Annotated in this window: 15 protein-coding genes; 7 read left to right on the forward strand and 8 right to left on the reverse strand. The window is 72.5% G+C overall.

From position 1 onward, the window contains the following. Nucleotides 1–11 precede the first annotated feature (11 nt). The 3 genes from ngcE (at nucleotide 12) to ACZ6W9_RS11900 (ending at nucleotide 3,338) form a co-directional block, all read left to right on the forward strand. Nucleotides 12–1,424 (forward strand): N-acetylglucosamine/diacetylchitobiose ABC transporter substrate-binding protein, encoded by a 1,413-nt coding sequence (ngcE, locus tag ACZ6W9_RS11890; RefSeq protein WP_470117622.1) that lies wholly within the window; start codon nucleotides 12–14, stop codon nucleotides 1,422–1,424. A gap of 100 nt (nucleotides 1,425–1,524) precedes the next feature. Further along, nucleotides 1,525–2,427: a carbohydrate ABC transporter permease gene (locus ACZ6W9_RS11895; protein WP_389956150.1), complete on the forward strand. Its 903-nt coding sequence runs from the start codon at nucleotides 1,525–1,527 to the stop codon at nucleotides 2,425–2,427. Continuing rightward, a complete protein-coding gene (locus ACZ6W9_RS11900) occupies nucleotides 2,427–3,338 on the forward strand; it encodes a carbohydrate ABC transporter permease (RefSeq protein WP_470117625.1) in 912 nt (303 codons plus the stop codon). Before ACZ6W9_RS11895 ends, ACZ6W9_RS11900 begins: the two co-directional genes overlap by 1 nt. 119 nt (nucleotides 3,339–3,457) lie before the next feature. Here the strand turns inward: ACZ6W9_RS11900 and ACZ6W9_RS11905 are convergent, their stop codons facing one another. The 3 genes from ACZ6W9_RS11905 to ACZ6W9_RS11915 form a co-directional block, all read right to left on the reverse strand. Beyond that, nucleotides 3,458–4,186 carry a DNA alkylation repair protein gene (locus ACZ6W9_RS11905; protein WP_362942119.1) on the reverse strand — a complete coding sequence of 243 codons (729 nt, stop codon included), beginning with the start codon at nucleotides 4,184–4,186 and terminating at the stop codon, nucleotides 3,458–3,460. 9 nt (nucleotides 4,187–4,195) lie between these two features. Then, entirely contained in the window at nucleotides 4,196–4,885 is a 690-nt protein-coding gene (locus tag ACZ6W9_RS11910) for a TetR/AcrR family transcriptional regulator (RefSeq protein ID WP_389956143.1), read from the reverse strand. A 120-nt stretch (nucleotides 4,886–5,005) separates the two neighbouring features. Beyond that, on the reverse strand, nucleotides 5,006–5,644 hold the full coding sequence (locus ACZ6W9_RS11915; protein WP_470117626.1) for a phosphatase PAP2 family protein: 639 nt from the start codon (nucleotides 5,642–5,644) through the stop codon (nucleotides 5,006–5,008). A gap of 493 nt (nucleotides 5,645–6,137) precedes the next feature. Between ACZ6W9_RS11915 and ACZ6W9_RS11920 the strand changes: the two genes are divergently transcribed. Continuing rightward, nucleotides 6,138–7,715 (forward strand): glycoside hydrolase family 3 N-terminal domain-containing protein, encoded by a 1,578-nt coding sequence (locus ACZ6W9_RS11920; RefSeq protein WP_470117628.1) that lies wholly within the window; start codon nucleotides 6,138–6,140, stop codon nucleotides 7,713–7,715. 199 nt (nucleotides 7,716–7,914) lie between these two features. Here ACZ6W9_RS11920 and ACZ6W9_RS11925 read toward each other — a convergent pair whose 3' ends face one another. From ACZ6W9_RS11925 to ACZ6W9_RS11935, 3 genes are all read right to left on the reverse strand, one after another. After that, complete coding sequence (locus tag ACZ6W9_RS11925) at nucleotides 7,915–8,727, reverse strand: phosphotransferase (protein ID WP_470117630.1); 813 nt, start codon at nucleotides 8,725–8,727, stop codon at nucleotides 7,915–7,917. 122 nt (nucleotides 8,728–8,849) lie between these two features. Continuing rightward, the gene (locus ACZ6W9_RS11930; RefSeq protein WP_389956132.1) at nucleotides 8,850–9,716 is read right to left on the reverse strand and encodes a GyrI-like domain-containing protein; all 867 of its coding nucleotides are present in this window, start codon (nucleotides 9,714–9,716) and stop codon (nucleotides 8,850–8,852) included. 66 nt (nucleotides 9,717–9,782) lie between these two features. Continuing rightward, nucleotides 9,783–10,727 carry a TetR/AcrR family transcriptional regulator gene (locus tag ACZ6W9_RS11935; protein ID WP_389956128.1) on the reverse strand — a complete coding sequence of 315 codons (945 nt, stop codon included), beginning with the start codon at nucleotides 10,725–10,727 and terminating at the stop codon, nucleotides 9,783–9,785. Between the two features lie 64 nt (nucleotides 10,728–10,791). On the opposite strand from ACZ6W9_RS11935, the gene ACZ6W9_RS11940 reads away from it, so the two are divergent. Together ACZ6W9_RS11940 and ACZ6W9_RS11945 are read left to right on the forward strand one after the other, a co-directional pair. After that, on the forward strand, nucleotides 10,792–12,534 hold the full coding sequence (locus ACZ6W9_RS11940; RefSeq protein WP_470117633.1) for a right-handed parallel beta-helix repeat-containing protein: 1,743 nt from the start codon (nucleotides 10,792–10,794) through the stop codon (nucleotides 12,532–12,534). 102 nt (nucleotides 12,535–12,636) lie between these two features. Further along, entirely contained in the window at nucleotides 12,637–13,074 is a 438-nt protein-coding gene (locus ACZ6W9_RS11945; RefSeq protein ID WP_389956122.1) for a VOC family protein, read from the forward strand. A 27-nt stretch (nucleotides 13,075–13,101) separates the two neighbouring features. On the opposite strand, the gene ACZ6W9_RS11950 is transcribed toward ACZ6W9_RS11945, so the two are convergent. Next, complete coding sequence (locus ACZ6W9_RS11950; RefSeq protein WP_389956120.1) at nucleotides 13,102–14,619, reverse strand: serine/threonine protein kinase; 1,518 nt, start codon at nucleotides 14,617–14,619, stop codon at nucleotides 13,102–13,104. A gap of 198 nt (nucleotides 14,620–14,817) precedes the next feature. Further along, nucleotides 14,818–15,393, reverse strand: coding sequence for a TetR/AcrR family transcriptional regulator (locus ACZ6W9_RS11955; protein ID WP_389956117.1), 576 nt, complete (start codon nucleotides 15,391–15,393; stop codon nucleotides 14,818–14,820). A gap of 76 nt (nucleotides 15,394–15,469) precedes the next feature. On the opposite strand from ACZ6W9_RS11955, the gene ACZ6W9_RS11960 reads away from it, so the two are divergent. Further along, on the forward strand, nucleotides 15,470–17,995 hold the full coding sequence (locus ACZ6W9_RS11960; RefSeq protein WP_470117636.1) for an MMPL family transporter: 2,526 nt from the start codon (nucleotides 15,470–15,472) through the stop codon (nucleotides 17,993–17,995). Nucleotides 17,996–18,004: the final 9 nt, after the last annotated feature.

Genomic DNA, 18,004 nt, shown 5'->3' on the forward strand with positions numbered 1-18,004 from the left:
CAGGAGGAAGAATGACCCAACTGTCCCGGCGCGAGCTGCTGCGCAGCGCGGTCCTCGCGGGAATCGCGCTGCCCGCGCTGTCCGCCTGCGCCACCCCCGCGGGCACCGGCGGCGGAGCCTCCCCGTCCGCGCCGGCCGCCGGAGCCACCAGCGCGGCCAACCCGCTCGGCTTCGCCGAGGACAAGCCCCTGGAGATCTGGATCTTCGACGGCGGCTTCGGCGACGCCTACGCCAAGGACATCCACGAAGCGCTGATCAAGGCCAAGCACCCCAAGCTGGAGATCAAGCACAACGCGACCAAGGAGGTCGCCAAGACCCTCCAGCCGCGCTTCGCCGGCGGCAACCCCCCGGAGTTCATCAACAACTCCGGCGCCAACGCCATGGACTTCGGCGCCCTCGTCCAGGACGGCCAGCTCGCCGACCTCACCCCGCTGTTCGACGCGCCGAGCTGGGAGGACCCGGCCGTCAAGGTGCGCGACACGATCGACCCCGTCGCCATCGAGATGGGCAGCTACGACGGCAAACCGTACGTCCTCAACTACGCCAACACCGTCTGGGGCATCTGGTACTCCAAGAAGCTCTTCGACGCCGAGGGCTGGCAGCCGCCCAAGACCTGGGACGAGTTCCTCAAGCTCTGCGAGACCATCAAGAAGTCCGGCAAGACGGCGCCGTTCACCTACGCCGGAAAGCACCCCTACTACATCTACGAGACCATCCTCACCCTCGCCGCGAAGATCGGCGGCAAGGACGTGCTGAAGAACATCGACAACCTGGAGGACGGCGCCTGGAAGGCCGAGCCGGTCAAGCAGGCCGCCGCCGCCTTCGCCGAGATCGGCGCCAAGTACCTCCTGCAGGGCACCGCGGGCCTGGACCACATCCAGACCCAGACCGCCCACAACAAGGGCCAGGTCGCCATGCTGCCCTGCGGCTCCTGGCTGGAGAACGAGCAGAAGGACACCACCCCCGCCGACTTCGGCTACGCGATGTTCCCGCTGCCGGACTTCACCTCCTCCGACGCCCTGCCGTACGGCACGCTGCACGCCCAGCCGGGCGAGGAGTACGTCGTGCCGTCCAAGTCGGGCAACCCCCGGGCGGGCATGGAGTACATGCGCGCGATGCTCTCGAAGGAGGGCGCCGGCAAGTTCATGGAGCTGGTCTCCACGCTGACCATCGTCAAGGGCGCCGGTGAGGGACGCACCCTCAAGCCGGGCCTGAAGAGCTCCTCCGACGCGCTGACCGCCGCCGGCGACAACACCGTCTGGTTCCTGTTCCGCAAGTGGTACGCCGAACTGCACGACGAGGTGGCCGCCGCGTCCGGGCAGCTCATGAACGGCAAGCTCACCGTCGACCAGTGGGCGGACCGCGCGCAGAAGAAGGCCGACTCCATCAAGAACGACTCCTCCGTGAAGAAGTTCTCGAGGTAGGCGGGGTGAGCGGCGGCACGGCTCATACGGCAGGGGCTCCGCGTCCGGCGCGTACGGAGCACGCGGCGGGCGCGGCGGCCGGGGAAGCGAGGGACGGCCGGTGAACCACGGCAGGCTGAGGTTCGTCACCGGGTTCCTCGCGGTCCCGGTGGCGCTGTACCTGATCTACGTGATCGCCCCCTACGCGCAGGCGTTCTACATCGCGCTCACCGACTGGCGCGGGGTCACCGCGTCCCCCCGCTTCGTCGGCGTGGAGAACTTCCGCAGGCTCTTCGCGGACGACGTCTTCTGGACGGCGGTCGGCCACAACCTGCTCCTGCTGATCCTGATGCCGCTGCTCACCATCGGCATCGCCCTGTTCTTCGCCTTCCTGCTCAACGCCGGGGGACGGGGCGGCGCCGCGGGCGTGTGGGGGTCGAAGTTCTACCGGGTGGTGTTCTTCTTCCCCCAGGTGCTGGCCGTGGCCGTGGTCGCGGTGCTGTTCCAGCAGGTCTTCCGGCCCGACCGCAGCGGCATGCTCAACGCGCCGCTGATGGCCCTCGGGTTCGAGCCGGTCGGCTTCCTGTCCGACACCGGCGTGGCGCTGTGGTCGATCCTCGGCGTGCTCGTCTGGCAGGCGGTCGGCTTCTACGTGGTGCTGTTCTCGGCCGGCATCGCCTCCATCCCGCGCGACCTGTTCGAGGCGGCGGCGATCGACGGCGCCGGGGGAGCGCAGCTCTTCTTCCGGATCACCCTGCCGCTGCTGTGGGACACCATCCAGGTCGGCTGGGTCTACCTCGGCATCGCGGCGCTGGACGTCTTCGCCGTCGTGTGGGTGATGACGGCCGAGCACGGCGGGCCCGACCACTCCACGACCGTGATGGCCGCGGAGATCTACCGCACGGCCTTCCAGTACTTCAAGTTCGGCTACGCCTCGGCGATGGGCGTGGTGCTCTTCTTCTTCACCATCGGGTTCGCGGCGCTGGCCCTGCGCCTGTCGCGGCGTGAGCGAATCGAGTTCTAGTGGCGGAAGCGGCGATTCCCCGGAGCCGGGCCCTCGCCCGGGAGGAGCGCAGGCGGCGGCTCGGCCCGTTCGGGGTCCTGACGCACCTCGCTCTGCTGGTGTGGACGGTCCTGGTCGTGATCCCGATCGCGTGGACCTTCCTGGCGTCGGTCAAGAGCGAGGACGAGATCTTCGGCGACGCCTGGTCGCTGCCGGCCGTCCTGCGCCTCGACAACTGGGCGCGGGCGTGGGACCAGGCCCACATCGGCCAGTACATGATCAACAGCGTGGTCGTCGTGGCGTTCGGCGTGTTCGGCACCATGCTGTTCGGCTCCATGGCCGCCTACGTGCTGGCCCGCTACCGGTTCTTCGGCAACCGGGCGATCTATCTCCTGTTCGTCTCGGGCCTGGCCTTCCCGGTCTACCTCGCGCTGACCCCGCTGTTCTTCGTGGTGCAGAACATGGGGACGCTGCCGGTGGTCGGGCCGTTCATCGGGCTGAACACCCACGCCGGGCTGGTCCTGGTCTACATCGCCTACTCGCTGCCGTTCACCGTGTTCTTCCTGGCCGCGTTCTTCCGGACGCTGCCCGGCGCGGTGGCCGAGGCCGCGTTCGTGGACGGGGCCTCGCACACCCGGGTGTTCTTCCAGATCATGCTGCCCATGGCCCGGCCGGGCATCGTCAGCGTGACGATCTTCAACGTGCTGGGTCAGTGGAACCAGTACCAGCTCCCGCTGGTGCTGCTCAACTCCGACCGGAGCAAGTGGGTGCTCACCCAGGGCATCGCCGACATCTCCACCGCCGCGGGCTACGACGCCGACTGGTCGGCCCTGTTCGCGGCGCTCAGCATGGCGATCCTGCCGATGCTCGTGGTCTACACGATCTTCCAGAGCCAGATCCAGAAGGGCCTGACCGCCGGGGCGCTCAAGTGACGCCCCGCTGACGCCCCGCCGGCACGGTCCGTCGGGTGGCCTCTCCTCCTTCCCCGGGAGGGGCCGCCCGGCGGCGCCGGACCGGGGCCGGCGGGCGGCCCCTCAGCTCCCCGCGGTCCTCATGCCTCCGGGCGCTTCGGGCCCCTCGGGCCGCCCCTCGGGTTCCCTGGGTCCGTCAGGTTCTTCAGGGCCTCGCGGCGGCTCAGGCCGGTGATGCCCATGTGGTCCACGTAGCGGAGCACCTCGCCCGGATTTGTCTTGGCGTACTCGCGCAGCGCCCAGCCGATCGCCTTGCGGGCGAAGAAGTCGTTGTCGGACAGGCTCGGCTCGATGCAGGCGTGGAGCAGACCGGGGTCGGTGGCGCCCCGGAACCGGTTCTGGCACAGAATGGCCGTACGGCGCCGCCACAGGTCGCGGTCGCGGGCCCAGCGCAGCATGAGCGGGCGCATGACGTCGGGGAAGGCCGCCAGCAGGCCGCCGACGCGGTGGACGGCCAGCTCGTCGACGTAGTCCCACCACGCCCCGGTGACGATCATCTCCTCGTACATCGGCAGCGCGTCGAGCGTCTGGTGGGCCCGGTAGAGCCGGAAACCGGTCAGCTCGATCGCGGCGTAGCGCTCCTCGCGGTACTCGGCGTCCCGCCACAGCGTCAGCGCCGCCTCGCGCCACTCGTGCGCGTCCCGCAGCGGGTGCTCGCCGAAGACCCTCCGCAGCGCCGTACGGCGCGGCACCGCCTGGGCCCCGAGGAAGGGCAGGTCCGACTTCATGTAGGCCCGCATCGCCTCGGCCTTGCCCGGGTCCGCCGCCTCCGTCAGGGCGATCCGCACGGCCTTGTGCAGTGTGTCCATCGCTCCCCGTCAGTCCTGGTGGCTGCTGCGCTCGCCGGTGGCCAGGCCGTCGAACAGGATCGTGATGTAGTGCTCGGCGACGGCCGCGGTGTCGAGGCGGCCGTCAGGCCGGAACCAGCGGACCGCGACCCAGATGGTGTCACGGATCATGCGGTAGGTCAGCTTGGGATCGACGTCGGGGCGGATCCCGCCGGTGGCCTGGCCCCGCTTGATCTGCTCGATCCACATCCGCTCGACCTCCTCCTCGGCCTTCACCAGGTAGCCGAAGCGGTCGCCGGGCAGGGATCGCAGGTAGTTCCAGTCGTTCTGCATGACGGTGACCGCGGCGCGGTGCGGCTCCAGCGCGGCGAACCCGGTGCGGACCATCTCCGCCAGGACCTCGCGCGGCTCGCCCCCGCGCGCCAGCACGGCGCGGTAGCGGCCCACCAGGTCGTCGAGGAAGGTGGTCAGCACCTCGTCGACGATCGACTCCTTGGAGTCGAAGTGGTGGTAGAGGCTCCCGGACAGGATGCCGGCCTCCTCCGCGATCTCGCGGACGGTCGTGGCCTGGAACCCCTTGCGGGCGAAGAGCTCGGCGGCCAGCTTGACGAGGTGGTCACGGCGCTCGGAGGCCGACCCGGACGCGGTCGCGCGCCTGGCCGCGCCCTGGCGTCCGGCCGGGGTCCTGGTCGTGCCGCCGGAGTTCTTTCGCGTGTTCACGTCACCCATTATGAGACTTTGCGCAATCGCTTGTTCGCCGGAACACACCAGCTCACGCCCGTTCTCTCCGAACCCGGAGGAGATCCTCCCGGAGCCCGGACGGGAGCGGAACGGGCGCTTCTAACGGCTCTGACGGCGGATCGTACCGGTGTCCAGCAGCAGCGCCCGCAGGGAGGCGTGCCCGCGCAGCCTGCCGACCAGCCTCGTCACCGGGGCGGCCAGGGCCCACATGACCAGCGGCGCCACCACCGCGCCGAGCAGCAGACCGGCCATGACGTCGTGCGGGAAGTGGACGCCGACGAACACCCGGGAGAACGCCCCCAGCACCGCCAGCACCGGCACGTAGAACAGTGTGCGACGCCAGGCGACGGCCAGCGCCACGGCGGTGGCGCCGGCGAGCGTCGCGTGGTTGCTCGGCAGCGACCAGTCCCCGAACTCCGGGCACGGGACGAGGGTGACCACGCCGTGGACCAGGCGGCAGGGGCGGTCGATCCGCAGCGCGTTCTTGAGGACCTCGCTGACCAGGTAGGACGCCGTCATCGCGACGGGGGCGAGGAGCGCCAGCGCCATACCCCGGTCGCCGCCGCGCCTGGCCCGCCACCAGGCGACGAGGTACAGGACGGCGAAGACCATCAGCACGGCCTCGGTACCGACCTCGGCCAGCTCCTGGAACCAGTGCGGGGTGGTCCGGGCGAACGCGGTGATCTGCCGGTACCACTCGGCGCTCACGTCGGGGACGTCTTCGATCTCGTTGTGCACGCTTCCTCCGTGTCGTTCCAGACGGTGCTGATGACCGTAGGAAGCGGGAGGTGCGGCCGGCCGTCGCCGAACGTCGCCGGCTGCCGTTGACTTTAGTCAATGCCGGGGCGGCGCCCGGCGTTCCGCGGAGCCCCGCCCCGGCGTGTCGGCACGGTGCGGGAGGGCCGGGAGAACGCGGACGGCCGGTGGGCCCGGGGGTCTGGCGGCGTGTGAAGGACCGGCGGGCCCGGAGGGCCGGGAGAGAGCGCAGAGCAGGCGGTGCGGGAGGCCCTCCCTCGTACGGACCGGCCGCGCAGGGGAGGGGCGGCCGTGCAGGGGAGGGGCGGCCGGTGGCCGGGGTGAAGACCCACGGTCAGCCCACTGGCAATTAGTAAACTTTCCTATTAGATTTGCGGGGAGTCCCGGGAGAGCGCTCTCGCCGGGAAGACCCCTGGGACAACGTGCTGCCCGCGCGCCCACGGCAGGAGACGCCGTCGCCGGGCGAGGAGGATGAATGAAGCACGGCCGAGAGCTGCTTCGCCTGGCGGACACCGTTGTCCTCCCCGGATTCGAGGGGAGGACCCCGCCCGACTGGCTCCGGCGGCGGCTGTCCGAAGGTCTGACCGGGGTGGTGCTCTTCTCCCGCAACATCGCCTCCCCGAGCCAGGTCGCGGACCTCACGGCGGCGCTGCGCGCGGAGAACCCGCAGGTCCTCGTCGGGGTCGACGAGGAGACGGGGGAGGTCACCCGGCTGGAGGCCGCCACCGGCAGCAGCAGGCCGGGAAACTTCGCCCTGGGCGTGGTGGACGACCCCGGCCTCACCGAGGAGATCGCCCGTGACCTCGGACGCGACCTGGCCCTGGCCGGGATCAACCTCGACTTCGCCCCCTCGGCGGACGTGAACTCCAATCCGCGCAACCCGGTCATCGGACTGCGTTCCTTCGGCTCCGGCCCGGATCTGGTCGCCCGGCACACCGCCGCCTGGATCCGCGGCCTGCAGTCCGCCGGGGTCGCCGCCTGCGCCAAGCACTTCCCCGGTCACGGCGACACCTCCGTCGACTCCCACCACGGGCTGCCGCTCGTCGGCGCCGACGCCGACGAACTGCGCGAGGTGGCGCTGCAGCCCTTCCGCGCGGCCGTGGCCGAGGGGGTGCGGGCGGTCATGACCGGTCACCTGCTGGTCCCGGCGTTCGACCCCGCCATGCCCTCCACGCTCAGCGGCCCGCTGCTGCGCGACCTGCTCCGCGACGAACTGGGCTTCGGAGGCGTCATCGTCACCGACGGCATCGAGATGGAGGCGGTCTCCGGACCGCACGGCATCGGCGGCGCGTCCGCGCTGGCCGTCGCCGCCGGGGCCGACGCGATCTGCGTGGGCGGTGAGCACGCCGACGAGCGGACCGCCGTCGCGGTGCGCGACGCCATCGCCGACGCCGTGGTCGAGGGCAGGCTCCCCGAGGAACGGCTGGCCGACGCGGCCGAGCGGGTCTGCGAGCTGGCTCTCTGGGCCGCCTCGGCGGGACCCGCCCGCCGGTCCGCCGTCTCCGCGTCTCCCGGGGGGCCGGCCGCCGGCCGTACCGTCGCGCCGGCCGGTTCCCCGGAGGCGTCCGCGCGTCCCGGGGGCGTCCCCGCCGGTCTGGCCGCCGCCCGGCGGGCGCTGCGGGTCACCCGGCGCTCCTCCGCGGCCGTCATCCCGCTGCCCGCCCCGCCCCACGTGCTCGAACTCGCCCCCGAGATGAACCTCGCCATCGACCCGCACACCCCCTGGGGCGTCGGCGAGCCGCTCGGCAAACTGCTGCCCGGCACCACGGTGACCCGCCTGACCGCCCCGGAGGCCACCGGGGGAGCGGTTGAGACGGTCCTGGCCGCGGCGTCCGGCCGGCCCCTGGTCGCCGTCGTCCGCGACGCCCACCGCCACGCCTGGCAGGCCGCGGTCCTGGAGCACCTGCTGGCCGCCCGGCCGGACGCCGTCGTGGTCGAGATGGGGCTGCCCGGCCGCCGCGACCTCGGCGCGGTCCACCTGGCGACGTACGGCGCCGCCCGCGTCTGCGGTCAGGCCGCCGCCGAACTGCTCGCCGGGGGCGCGGGGTTCTGACGACGGGACGGCCGGGGCCGCGCCGAAGCCCACGACCGGTCCTTCCCGAAATGCCGGTTGAATCGGAATAGTTCTGATTGTTCGCAAATAGGACGTACTTCGTAAAGGGCGTCCTCGCTGAGGAGAACGACCCGGACCGGACGGGGGAGACGCCGAACTCCCGGCACGGCTCGGGTTCGGTCGGGGTGGACACGACCGGTCAGGCCATCTCCCACAGCAGGCGGTAGTAGGCGATGCGCTCGGTGTCCGGGGCGACCCCGTACGCGTCGTAGATGACGCCGTCGTATCCCGGGCCGTAGTTCCAGTCGGTGCTCCACGCCGCGACCGCGAGGTCGGCCCACCGGTCGGCCACGCCGAGCGAGCCGAGGTCGACGTGGGCGGCGAACGCGCCGTCGTCGTCCAGCAGGGTGTTGGGGGCGCACGCGTCGCCGTGACAGACGACCAGGCGGTCGATCGGGGGCGGCGCGCCGATGCGCGCCCTGGCCTCGGCGAGGTCGGCGCATCCGTGCGCGGCGAGCTCGCTCACCGGTCCGTCGCCGGCGGCGAGACGCTCGTCGGCGCGGACGAGCCGGCGCTCGACGCTCCAGTCGAACGGGCATCCGTCCACGGGCAGGGCGTCGTGCAGCACACGCAGTCCCCGGCCGATCGCGGCGGCCGCGGTCGCCGGGTCGGCGGTCCACCGGGGGTCCACCGCCGACCGGCCGGGAAGCGCCGCCGTGACCAGCCACGCGCCGTCGGCGTCCGCGCCGTGCTCGACGACCCGCGGAACGGTCACCCACCGCCGCGCCCAGGCCAGGCGCTCCGCCTCACCGGCGAGGTCGATCTCCGGAGTGCCCGCGGCGACCCACTTGACGTACCGGCCGCCGCCGGAGGCGTCCCCGAGGCGGAACGTCAGGCCGCCGAGTTCGTTGCGCCACACCGGGGTGACGGTGTCGCCGTCGGCGAGCGCCGCGACGACGGCGGGGACGGGCACCGGTCCGGTTGGGATCTCGGAGATTACGGGGAGGCTCATGACGGACATGATCCTCTCCTCTCCGGGCCGGTGGCGAACGGTTTCCCCGGCGGCGGGTCGCTCCTGTCGGGAGGGCCCGCGGGCGCCCGGTCCTCGATCCGGTCCCCGCTCCCGCCCCCTGCTCAGCCCCCGGTCCGCTCCACGGGGAGCCACAACTCGGCCTCGGCCTCCCCGCCGTCCTGGGACATCCGGGTGCGCAGGATCTCCGGCCCCGGCCTGGTGCGGTACGGGTTGGACGGGAACCACTGCGAGTAGGCGTCCGCCCAGATGCGCTGCAGTGCCTCCGGGACCGGCCCCGAGTCCTCGAAGACCACCCATGTCCCCGCCGGGACGGCGAGGGCGTCCAGATCCCCGGGGACGTCGGCGCCGGTCACCACGCCGTGGTAATAGTCCAGTTCGCTGCCCTCCGCGCGGCCGGGGTCGATGTCGTCGCACACGGAGACGATCCCCCGGGGCTCCTGGTCCGACAGCGCCGCCATCCGCCCGAGGGTCTCCTGGCCGATGCTCCGGATGTGGTCGGCCATCGGCTGGTTGACCCCCAGTTGGACCAGGGGGATCCGCGCCTTCCTGCCGGCCACGCGGAACCCGTCCTTCTCCACGATCCGGTATCGCATGCTCGTGCTCCCCTCGATGACGAGGCGGAAGGACATGGGGGGCTGGAAGCGCAGGGCCGCGCCGGTCCGCCTGGCCTCGCCGGGACCGATGCCGTGCACGGCCCGGAACGCGCGGGCGAACGCCTCACCCGAGCCGTAGCCGTACCGCACCGCCACGTCGAGCAGCGTCTCCTCTCCCGCGATCACCAGGGCCCCGGCGACGCTGAGCCGCCGGCGGCGGACGTACTCCGACAGCGGCATGCCGGCCAGCGCGGAGAACATCCGCCGGAAGTGGTAGTCCGACGTGACGGCGATCCGCGCCAGCTCGGCGACGTCGATCGGCTCGTCGAGGTGCTCCTCGACGTACCGCATGGCCTGGTTCAGCCGGTCCAGCATCCCCGTCTCCCTCCCTTTCGAGCCGTCACGCCAGGAGCGGCTCATCTCCCAGGCGGTCCTGGTCCTCTAGGCGTCGGTGCTGCGCCTGCGGTAGGCGCGCTGCCGGCAGGCCCGCGAGCAGTACACGCGGGGACGGCCGGAGCGGGCGGCGTCCAGCGGGGTGCCGCATTCGGGGCAGCTCTCCCCGCGAATCCCGTCACGAATTACGTCACGAGTTTCGTCACGCTCCCCGCCGGGTCCATCGTCACGCTCCCCGGCGCGTTCGCGGACGAGCACCTCGACGCCGTCCAGGAGGCGGCTCAGGCCGAACGTGAAGGAGTCCTCCGGACGGTCCCAGCCTCCCGTCTCCCACAGGCGGGTGATCGCGGGGTAGCGGCCGAGCCGTTCGTACAGGGAGTCGCGGGCGCCCCACCAGTCCTGCTCCGACACGCCGCTGCGCCGCTCCTCGCGTCGCGTCTCGACCAGGAGCAGGGCCTCGGCGTCCACGAATCGGCCGAGCAGTCCGATCACCGCGATCACCTCGGACGGCCGTAGCGCCGTGCCGGCCAGCGTGCCGAGCATGTGGTCGTAGTAGGCGACGCCGTTGGGGCCCGGAAGGTGCCGGGATCCGCGCACCTCGGCCAGCCAGGGATGCCGCCCGCGGAGCTCCCACCCCTGCCGGGCCACCTCCTCCAGCCTCTCCCGCCAGCCCTCCCCGGCCTGCGGGCGGTCCGGCGCCCCGGAGGGGGAGCGGCCCCGCGCCTCGGCGAGGACCTCGCCCGTGACCTCGTCCACCATCAGGTCCACGAGCTGGTCGCGGCCGGGGACGTGCCGGTACAGCGACATGGTCGTGAAGCCGAGCCGGTCGGCGACCTTGCGCATCGACAGCCCCTCCAGTCCCTCGGCGTCGGCCAGTTCGACGGCGGCGCGCACGATCCGGCGCAGGCTGAGGCCCGGTCGCGGCTCGTGTTCCGCCTCCCGCCACAGCAGTTCCATGCCGTGGTCGGGGTCCCCCGATCTGCCTCGCGCCATTGGCACCTCCCGTGTTTATAGTGTATTACCTTGTGTACGGCATAAACAGCAAAGGCGGTCAAGCATGCTCCATCTCCACGTCGCCCCCGGCGGGGACGACTCCTGGCCCGGCTCCCTCGAACGCCCCTTCGCCACCCTGGAACGGGCCCGGTCGGCCGCCAGGGAGGCGGGAAGGGAGGCGGACGGGGACGTCGTCGTCCTGCTCCGGGGCGGCGTCCACGAGCTCACCCGGCCCCTCGAACTCACCGAGGCCGACTCCGGCGTCGTCTACCAGGCGTACGGATACGGCACCCCCGCGCAGGAGGAGGCCGTCCTGAGCGGCGGCCGGACGATCACCGGGTGGAGGGAGCGCGACGGTGTCTGGACGGCCGAGGTCGGCGACCTGGAGACCCGCCAGCTCCACGTCGACGGCCGCCGGGCCGAACGCGCCGGCATCCCGGGCCTGCCGGGCTCGTCCCCGGCCGCGACCGCCACCGGCTACGTCACCGACAGCACCGGCCCGCTCGGCTGGCGCAGCCCCCGCGACGTGGAGTTCGTCCACCGGGGCGTCTACCCGTGGACCGAGGCCCGACTGGGCGTCGCGGACGTCGCCCGCGACGGCGACCGGACGGTGATCACCATGGCCCGGCCCGCCTTCGGCTGGGCCATGAAGCTGTACGACTCCGCGTGGGGCGGCGTCACCTCCACCGGCCCCGGACTGCCCACCCGGATCGAGAACGACCCGAGCTTCCTGCGCGAGCCGGGCACCTTCGTGCTCGACCGATCCCGCCCCGGCGACCACGTGCTGCACTACCTTCCCCGTCCCGGCGAGGACCCGGCGCGCACGAAGGCGGTCGCCCCGGTGCTGGAGACCCTGCTGCGCGTGACCGGCGCGCGGGGGACGGCGTTCCTGGGGCTGGTGTTCGCCGACGCGACCTGGCTGCGCCCGAGCCGCCCCGAGGGCTTCGTGCACTACCACGGCAGCGGCTACTACGAGGGCGGCGGCGTCGAGGTGGCCGCCCTGGGGGAAGGAGCGTTCGTGACGTATCCCGCCGCGTCCGTGACGATTCCCGCCTGCGTCGTCTTCGAGGACACCGTGGACGCGGTGGTCGAGGGCTGCCGGTTCACCCGGCTCGGAGCGTCCGGGCTGGGCGTGTCCGGAGGCGAAGGGCTCACCGTGCGGGGCTGCGAATTCGACACCATCTCCGCCGGGGCCGTCGTGGTGTCCGGCGGCCGCGGCACCGTGATCGAGGACAACCTGGTACGCGGCATCGGGCTGGAGTACCGCGGATCGCCCGGAATCTCGATCATGGAGACGTCCGGCTGCGTCGTCGCGCACAACGAGATCGGTGACGTGCCGCACTGCGGGATCGTGGCAGGACCCGGCGAGGGCACCCGCATCCTGCACAACCGCACCGCCGACACCATGCGGGTCCTGGCCGACGGCGGCGGGATCTACCTGTCCGGGTCGCAGGGCCGCTCGTACGACGAGGGCGCGCTGGTGCGGGGCAACGTCATCGAGGACACCCGCACGCCGTACAACTTCGGGCTCTACACCGACTACGGGGCCTCGTGGGTGACGGTGGAGGGCAACGTCGTCGCCCGCGCCGACAACACGGCCGTGCTGCACGTGGCGCCGCCGCTGGAGAACGTCGTCTACCGGGACAACTTCTGGGACGCCGACCCGATCGGCCACGACGACCCGCCGGACGGGGTCACCTACGAGGGGAACGTCACCCTCAAGGACGAGCACGAGCTGAACGCCGCCACCGCCGCCATCCGGGCGCGGGCCGGCCGGCGTCCCCGGCCCCGGAGAGCCGGTTCCTGATCCGCCACGGCGTGGATCGGGGCAGCGGCCGGGCGCTCTCCGCCCGGACCCGGTTCGGCCAGGACGGCGCGACGCCGGCGGCTCAGGGACAGAATCGGGTGCATGACCGAGATGCCATCGAGACTGTCCATCGTGACCCTGGGGGCGAGAGACCTGCCGCGGCTGCGGGCGTTCTACCGCGGGCTGGGCTGGCCGGAGCTGCCGTCGAGTGACGACGCGTGGGCCGCCTTCACACTCGGCGGGGCGGTGCTCGCGCTGTACCCGCTGGACGAGCTGGCCGCCGAGGCCGCGCCGGGGACGCCGCCGCCGGGCGGATGGTCCGGAATCACCCTGGCCTGCAACGTCGACCACGCCGCGGAGGTGGACACCGCCTTCGCCGCCGCCGTGGCGGCGGGCGCGGTTCCGGTCGCCGAGCCGGTGGACCGGCCCTGGGGCGGGCGCTCGGCCTACATCGCCGACCCGGAGGGCCACCGGTGGGAGATCGCGTGGGCGCCGAACGCCGCGTTCGACGAGCGGGGCGCCCTGACGGCGTTCGGCTGACGAGCAGGGCGCACCGGCGGCCCTCGGCTAGTGCTTGCCGGGGCGACCGCGGTGGTCGTCCTTCGGGGCAGGGTCCCTGAACGTGTCGAGACCGGCGTCGCCGAGGAACGCGGTCAGGGGCCCGTCGGCGAGCCTGCCCTCGCGGCGGGCCCTCATCAGATCCCGCCCCGCCTCCTGGATCTTCCTGCCCGCCTCCCGGGCCCTGCCCTCGGCGAGCTTGCGGGCCGCCTCCCGGATCCTGTCGTGCGTCCTGCGCGCCAGTCGCGGATCGATGCCGCCGCGCGCCTGCTGGGCGGTCACGGCCCGGTCGAAGGCCGCCAGCCAGGCACGCGGATCCCGTACGGCGGGCCGGGCCGGGGTCCCGGTCGGCGCGGGCGTCGGCTTTGCGGTCGGCCGTGTCGTGGGCCGGGCGGCCGGGGTCGGCGCGGCGGAGGGCTTCCGCTCGCGGACCGGCTCCACGGGGGCGGCGGCGGACACGGTGGCGGTCGTCTCCGCCGGACCGGACGAGCCCGAGAACAGGGTCGCCGCTCCCACGGTGGCGACCACGATGGCCGCGAGGGCCGCGCCGACCTGAAGGAGGAGCCGCCGATCCCCTCTCGCCCCGCCGGGCCGGCCGGGCCGTACGGCGGGCGGAACGACCGGTGGGACCGGCGGGGCCTCGAACACGGTGGTGTCGCCCGCGCGGGCCGCCCGGACCGCCGGAGTGGCGGCGGGCCGTACCGGGGTGTGGACCGAGCGGGCGATGCCGTCCAGGACCTGGCGCACCTGCTCGGCCCCGGCCGGCCGTTCGCCGGGATTCTTGGCGAGCATGGCCATGACGAGCCGCTCCAGCTCGGCGGGGACGCCCGGCCGGTGGACGCTGAGAGGGTCGGGGGAGCGGTGGACGTGCTGGTGGATGAGTTCGGGCACCGAGCCGGTGAACGGCGGACGCCCGCACAGCAGTTCGTAGGCGACGCAGCCGAGCCCGTACAGGTCGCAGGCCGCCTCCCCGCCGGACTCGCCGATCTGCTCGGGCGCCAGGTAGGCGGCGGTGCCCACGATGGCGCCGGCCTTGGTCGGCCGCGCGGCCTCGCCGGCGACGTGCGCGAGACCGAAGCCGACGACCTTCAGCGTGCCGTCGCCGTTCAGGTGGAGGTTGCCGGGCTTGACGTCGCGGTGCACCACCCCGGCGCGGTGCGCCGCCGCCAGTCCCGCCGCGGCCTGGGCGAGCAGGAGGCAGGTCTCGGCCACCGGCAGTGGGCCGCGCGCCGCCAGCTCGGCGGCGAGGTCGCGGCCGGTCAGCAGCTCCATGACCATGAAGCGGCGGTTCTCCTCCTGGCCGACGTCCAGCAGGGTGACCGTGTTGGGGTGCACGATCTGCGCCGCCGCCCGCATCTCGCGGGCGAACCGCTCGGCCGCGGCGGCACCGCCCGCCGGAGGGTCGAGGATCTTGACGGCGACCGCCACGTCGAGCCGGTGGTCGTACGCTCGCCACACCTCGGCCCCGGCGCCCTGGCCGATCCGCTCCACGAGCCGATACCGCCCCGCGATCAGATCCGGCGTCACATCCGGCATATCAGCCCCTACTGACTCCGTCCCGGCAATTCTGGCCAACCTTACGGGTGCCCCGGCCGACGCGCGGACGGCTTGGGAACGCGGACGGTTCGGGACGCGGGCGGCTCGGGGGACGTAGGCGGCGTGAGAATGCGAGCGGCCTGAGGGCGTGGGCGGCTTGGTGGGGGCGTCATGGCCGGAGCCGCGCGGTCAGCCCGGCGGCACGAGGAGGGCGTCGACGAGCCGTACGGCGTCCGCGCTCTCCGCGGGGCGGCCGCTGAGGGCCTTGACGATCATGGCGCCCACCAGGGCCTCGCTCAGCTCCGCGACGAGCGCGTCGCCGCGCAGCTGACCGGCCTCGACCCCTGTGGCGAGGCGCCCGGCGAGCGAGGAGCTCCCGCCGAGGCTGTCCCGCAGCCGGGCGCCGATCTGCTCGTTCGCCGTCGCGGCGGCGATCAGCGAGATCATCAGCCCGCGCCCGTCCGGCTCCCGGAGGAGCTGGAAGAGCTGATCCAGCCACGCGACGAGGTCGGCGCGCAGATCTCCGGTGTCCGGGATCGTCAGCCTGGACGGCAGCAGCATCCCGTCCAGAAGGCAGTCGGCCACGAGGTCGCCCTTGGCCGGCCACCAGCGGTAGATCGTCTGCTTGCTCACTCCCGCCTCGGCGGCGATCCCCTCGATCGACAGGTGCTCATAGCCCCGCTGGGCGAACAGCCTGGCGGTCGCCTGAAGGATCGCCAGCCGCGCGCTCTCACTGCGGGGCGCCCCGCGACCTCGGCTCGGCATGGCCCTCATCCTAGCGATATTTCAAATACGGTACGTTGCGTATGATAATTCTCGGAAGCCCTGAAGGGGTGACTACATGGCCGAACTCCTCTACCGGCTGGGCAAGGCGGCCGCACGGCGCGCGTGGATCACGATCGCCACGTGGGCAGTGCTGCTGGTCCTGGCCGGCGCGGGCTTCGCCGCCGGATCCGGCACGCTGACCTCGAACTTCGACATCCCCAACACGGCCTCGTCGAAGGTCGTGGACGAGCTCGCCGGCAGGTTCCCCGACTTCGCCGGAGCGTCCGGAACCGCCGTGTTCCACACCGCCGACGGCTCGCCGTTCACCCCGGAGCAGCGGCAGCGGATCAGCGCGCTGGTCGCGGATGCCGGCGGACTGAAGGGAGTCGCCCGGACCGTCGACCCGTTCGAGACCGAGAAGCAGCGGGCGGGCCGCGAACGGGAACTCGCCGACGGCAAACGGCAGATCGAGGACGGCCGTACCCGGCTGGACGCCGGCCGGTCGCAGTTGGACGCCGGTGCGAAACGGCTCGCGGACGCCCAGGCCCGGCTCGACGCGGCGCGCGAGCAGGCGAAGTCGGCGGGCGCGCCGGCGCCGCAGCTCGCGATGCTCGACGCGCAGCAGAAGCGGCTGGACGCGCAGAAGGCGGAACTCGCGAAGCAGCGGAAGAAGATCGACGATTCACGCGCCGAGCTCACGAGGAACGGCGAGTCGCTCGCGCTCGGCGAGCGACTGCTCGCCCACGCGTCGAAGATCCGTATGGTGTCCGGGAACGGCTCCGCCGCCCAGGTGACGATCGCGTTCACCGAGCCCCGCATGGAACTGGCCCCCGAGACGAAGAACGGGGTCATCGACCACTTCACGGCGAAGCCGATCGACGGCGTCGAGGTCGATTTCTCCACCGACATCGCGCAGGGCGTCCCGGAGATCATCGGCGTCGGTGAGGCGGTCGGCGTCGTGATCGCCGCGGTCGTCCTGCTCGTCATGCTCGGCAGCGTCGTGGCCGCGTCGTTCCCGATCGTCACGGCGCTCGTCGGCGTGGCCACCGGCGTCCTGGCGGCCCTCGCCTTCTCGGGCGTGGTGCAGATGGCCTCGGTGACCCCGGTCCTCGGCGTCATGCTGGGCCTGGCCGTCGGGATCGACTACTCGCTGTTCATCGTCAACCGCCACCGCAAGCAGTTGCTGCAGGGCGTCGGCGTCCACGAGTCCGTCGGCCTCGCCAACGGCACCGCCGGCAACGCCGTCGTGTTCGCCGGATCGACCGTGATCGTCGCCCTGCTCGCGCTCAACGTCACAGGCGTCCCGTTCCTCGGACTGATGGGTACGGTCGGCGCCGTCTGCGTGCTGATCGCCGTACTCGTCGCGATCACACTCACGCCCGCCCTGCTCGGGCTCGCGGGCATGCGCGTGCTCTCCCGCAGGAAACGCGAACGCGCGGCGGCGGCCCCGGCCGCGGCGGACGCCGCACCGGTGAGCAGGCCCGTCGCGCCCATGCCGACGTGGCGTGCCGTCGTGACGGCCCTCGCCTCGGTGATCGCCCTGCTCGTCGTCGCGATTCCGTCCCTGTCCATGCGGCTCGGGCTTCCCGACGGCTCGTCCGAACCGAGCGGATCGACCACGAACGCGGCCTTCATCGTCGTCGAGCGTGAATTCGGCGCGGGCGCGAACGGGCCGCTCCTCGTGGTCGCCACCCTCCCGGCCGCGGTGCCGGACGACGACCTCACCGCCGCCGAGGCGACCGTCGCGGACGCCCTCGCGGACCTCGGCGACGTCGAAGCCGTCGCCCCGGCCGGCGTGTCCGGCGACAAGACGGTCATCGCCTTCCAGGTCGTGCCCTCCGAGGGGCCGAACAGCGAGTCGACCGAGCGGCTCGTCCGCGACCTGCGCACGATGAAGCCCGTCTTCGTGGAGGCCGTGGACGGCGAGGTCTCGCTCGGCGTGGCGGGCCAGGCGGCGATCAACATCGACATCTCCGAGAGCCTCGCCGAGGTCCTGCCGGTGTATCTCCTGATCGTGGTCGGCCTGTCGCTGCTCATCATGATCGTGGTCTTCCGCTCGTTCCTGGTGCCCCTGGTCGCGACCGGCGGCTTCATCCTGTCGCTGCTGGCGACCTTCGGCGCGGTCGTCGCCGTGTTCCAGTGGGGCTGGCTCGCCGGTCTGCTCGGCATCGACGGAGTCGGTCCGATCCTGAGCTTCCTGCCGGTGATCCTGGTCGGCATCCTGTTCGGCCTCGCCATGGACTACCAGCTGTTCCTCGCCTCCGGCATGCGTGAGGCGTACGTGCACGGCTCACCGGCGCGTCTCGCGGTCACTCAGGGCCTGCGCGCCGGCCGTTCGGTGGTCATCGCGGCGGGCGTCATCATGGTGGCGGTGTTCGGCGGATTCGTGTTCAGTGAGTCGATCATCATTCGCTCGGTCGGGTTCGGCCTGGCCTTCGGGGTGCTCCTGGACGCGTTCGTCGTGCGGCTGCTGCTGATGCCGGCGCTCATGCACCTGCTCGGAAGGTCGGCCTGGTGGATCCCGAAGTGGCTCGACCGGATCATGCCGAACGTGGACGTCGAGGGCGCGGCTCTCGAACGGCGCCACCACATTCACGACTGAGGCCTGCCC

The organism is Streptosporangium sp. NPDC053982, assembly GCF_055585205.1.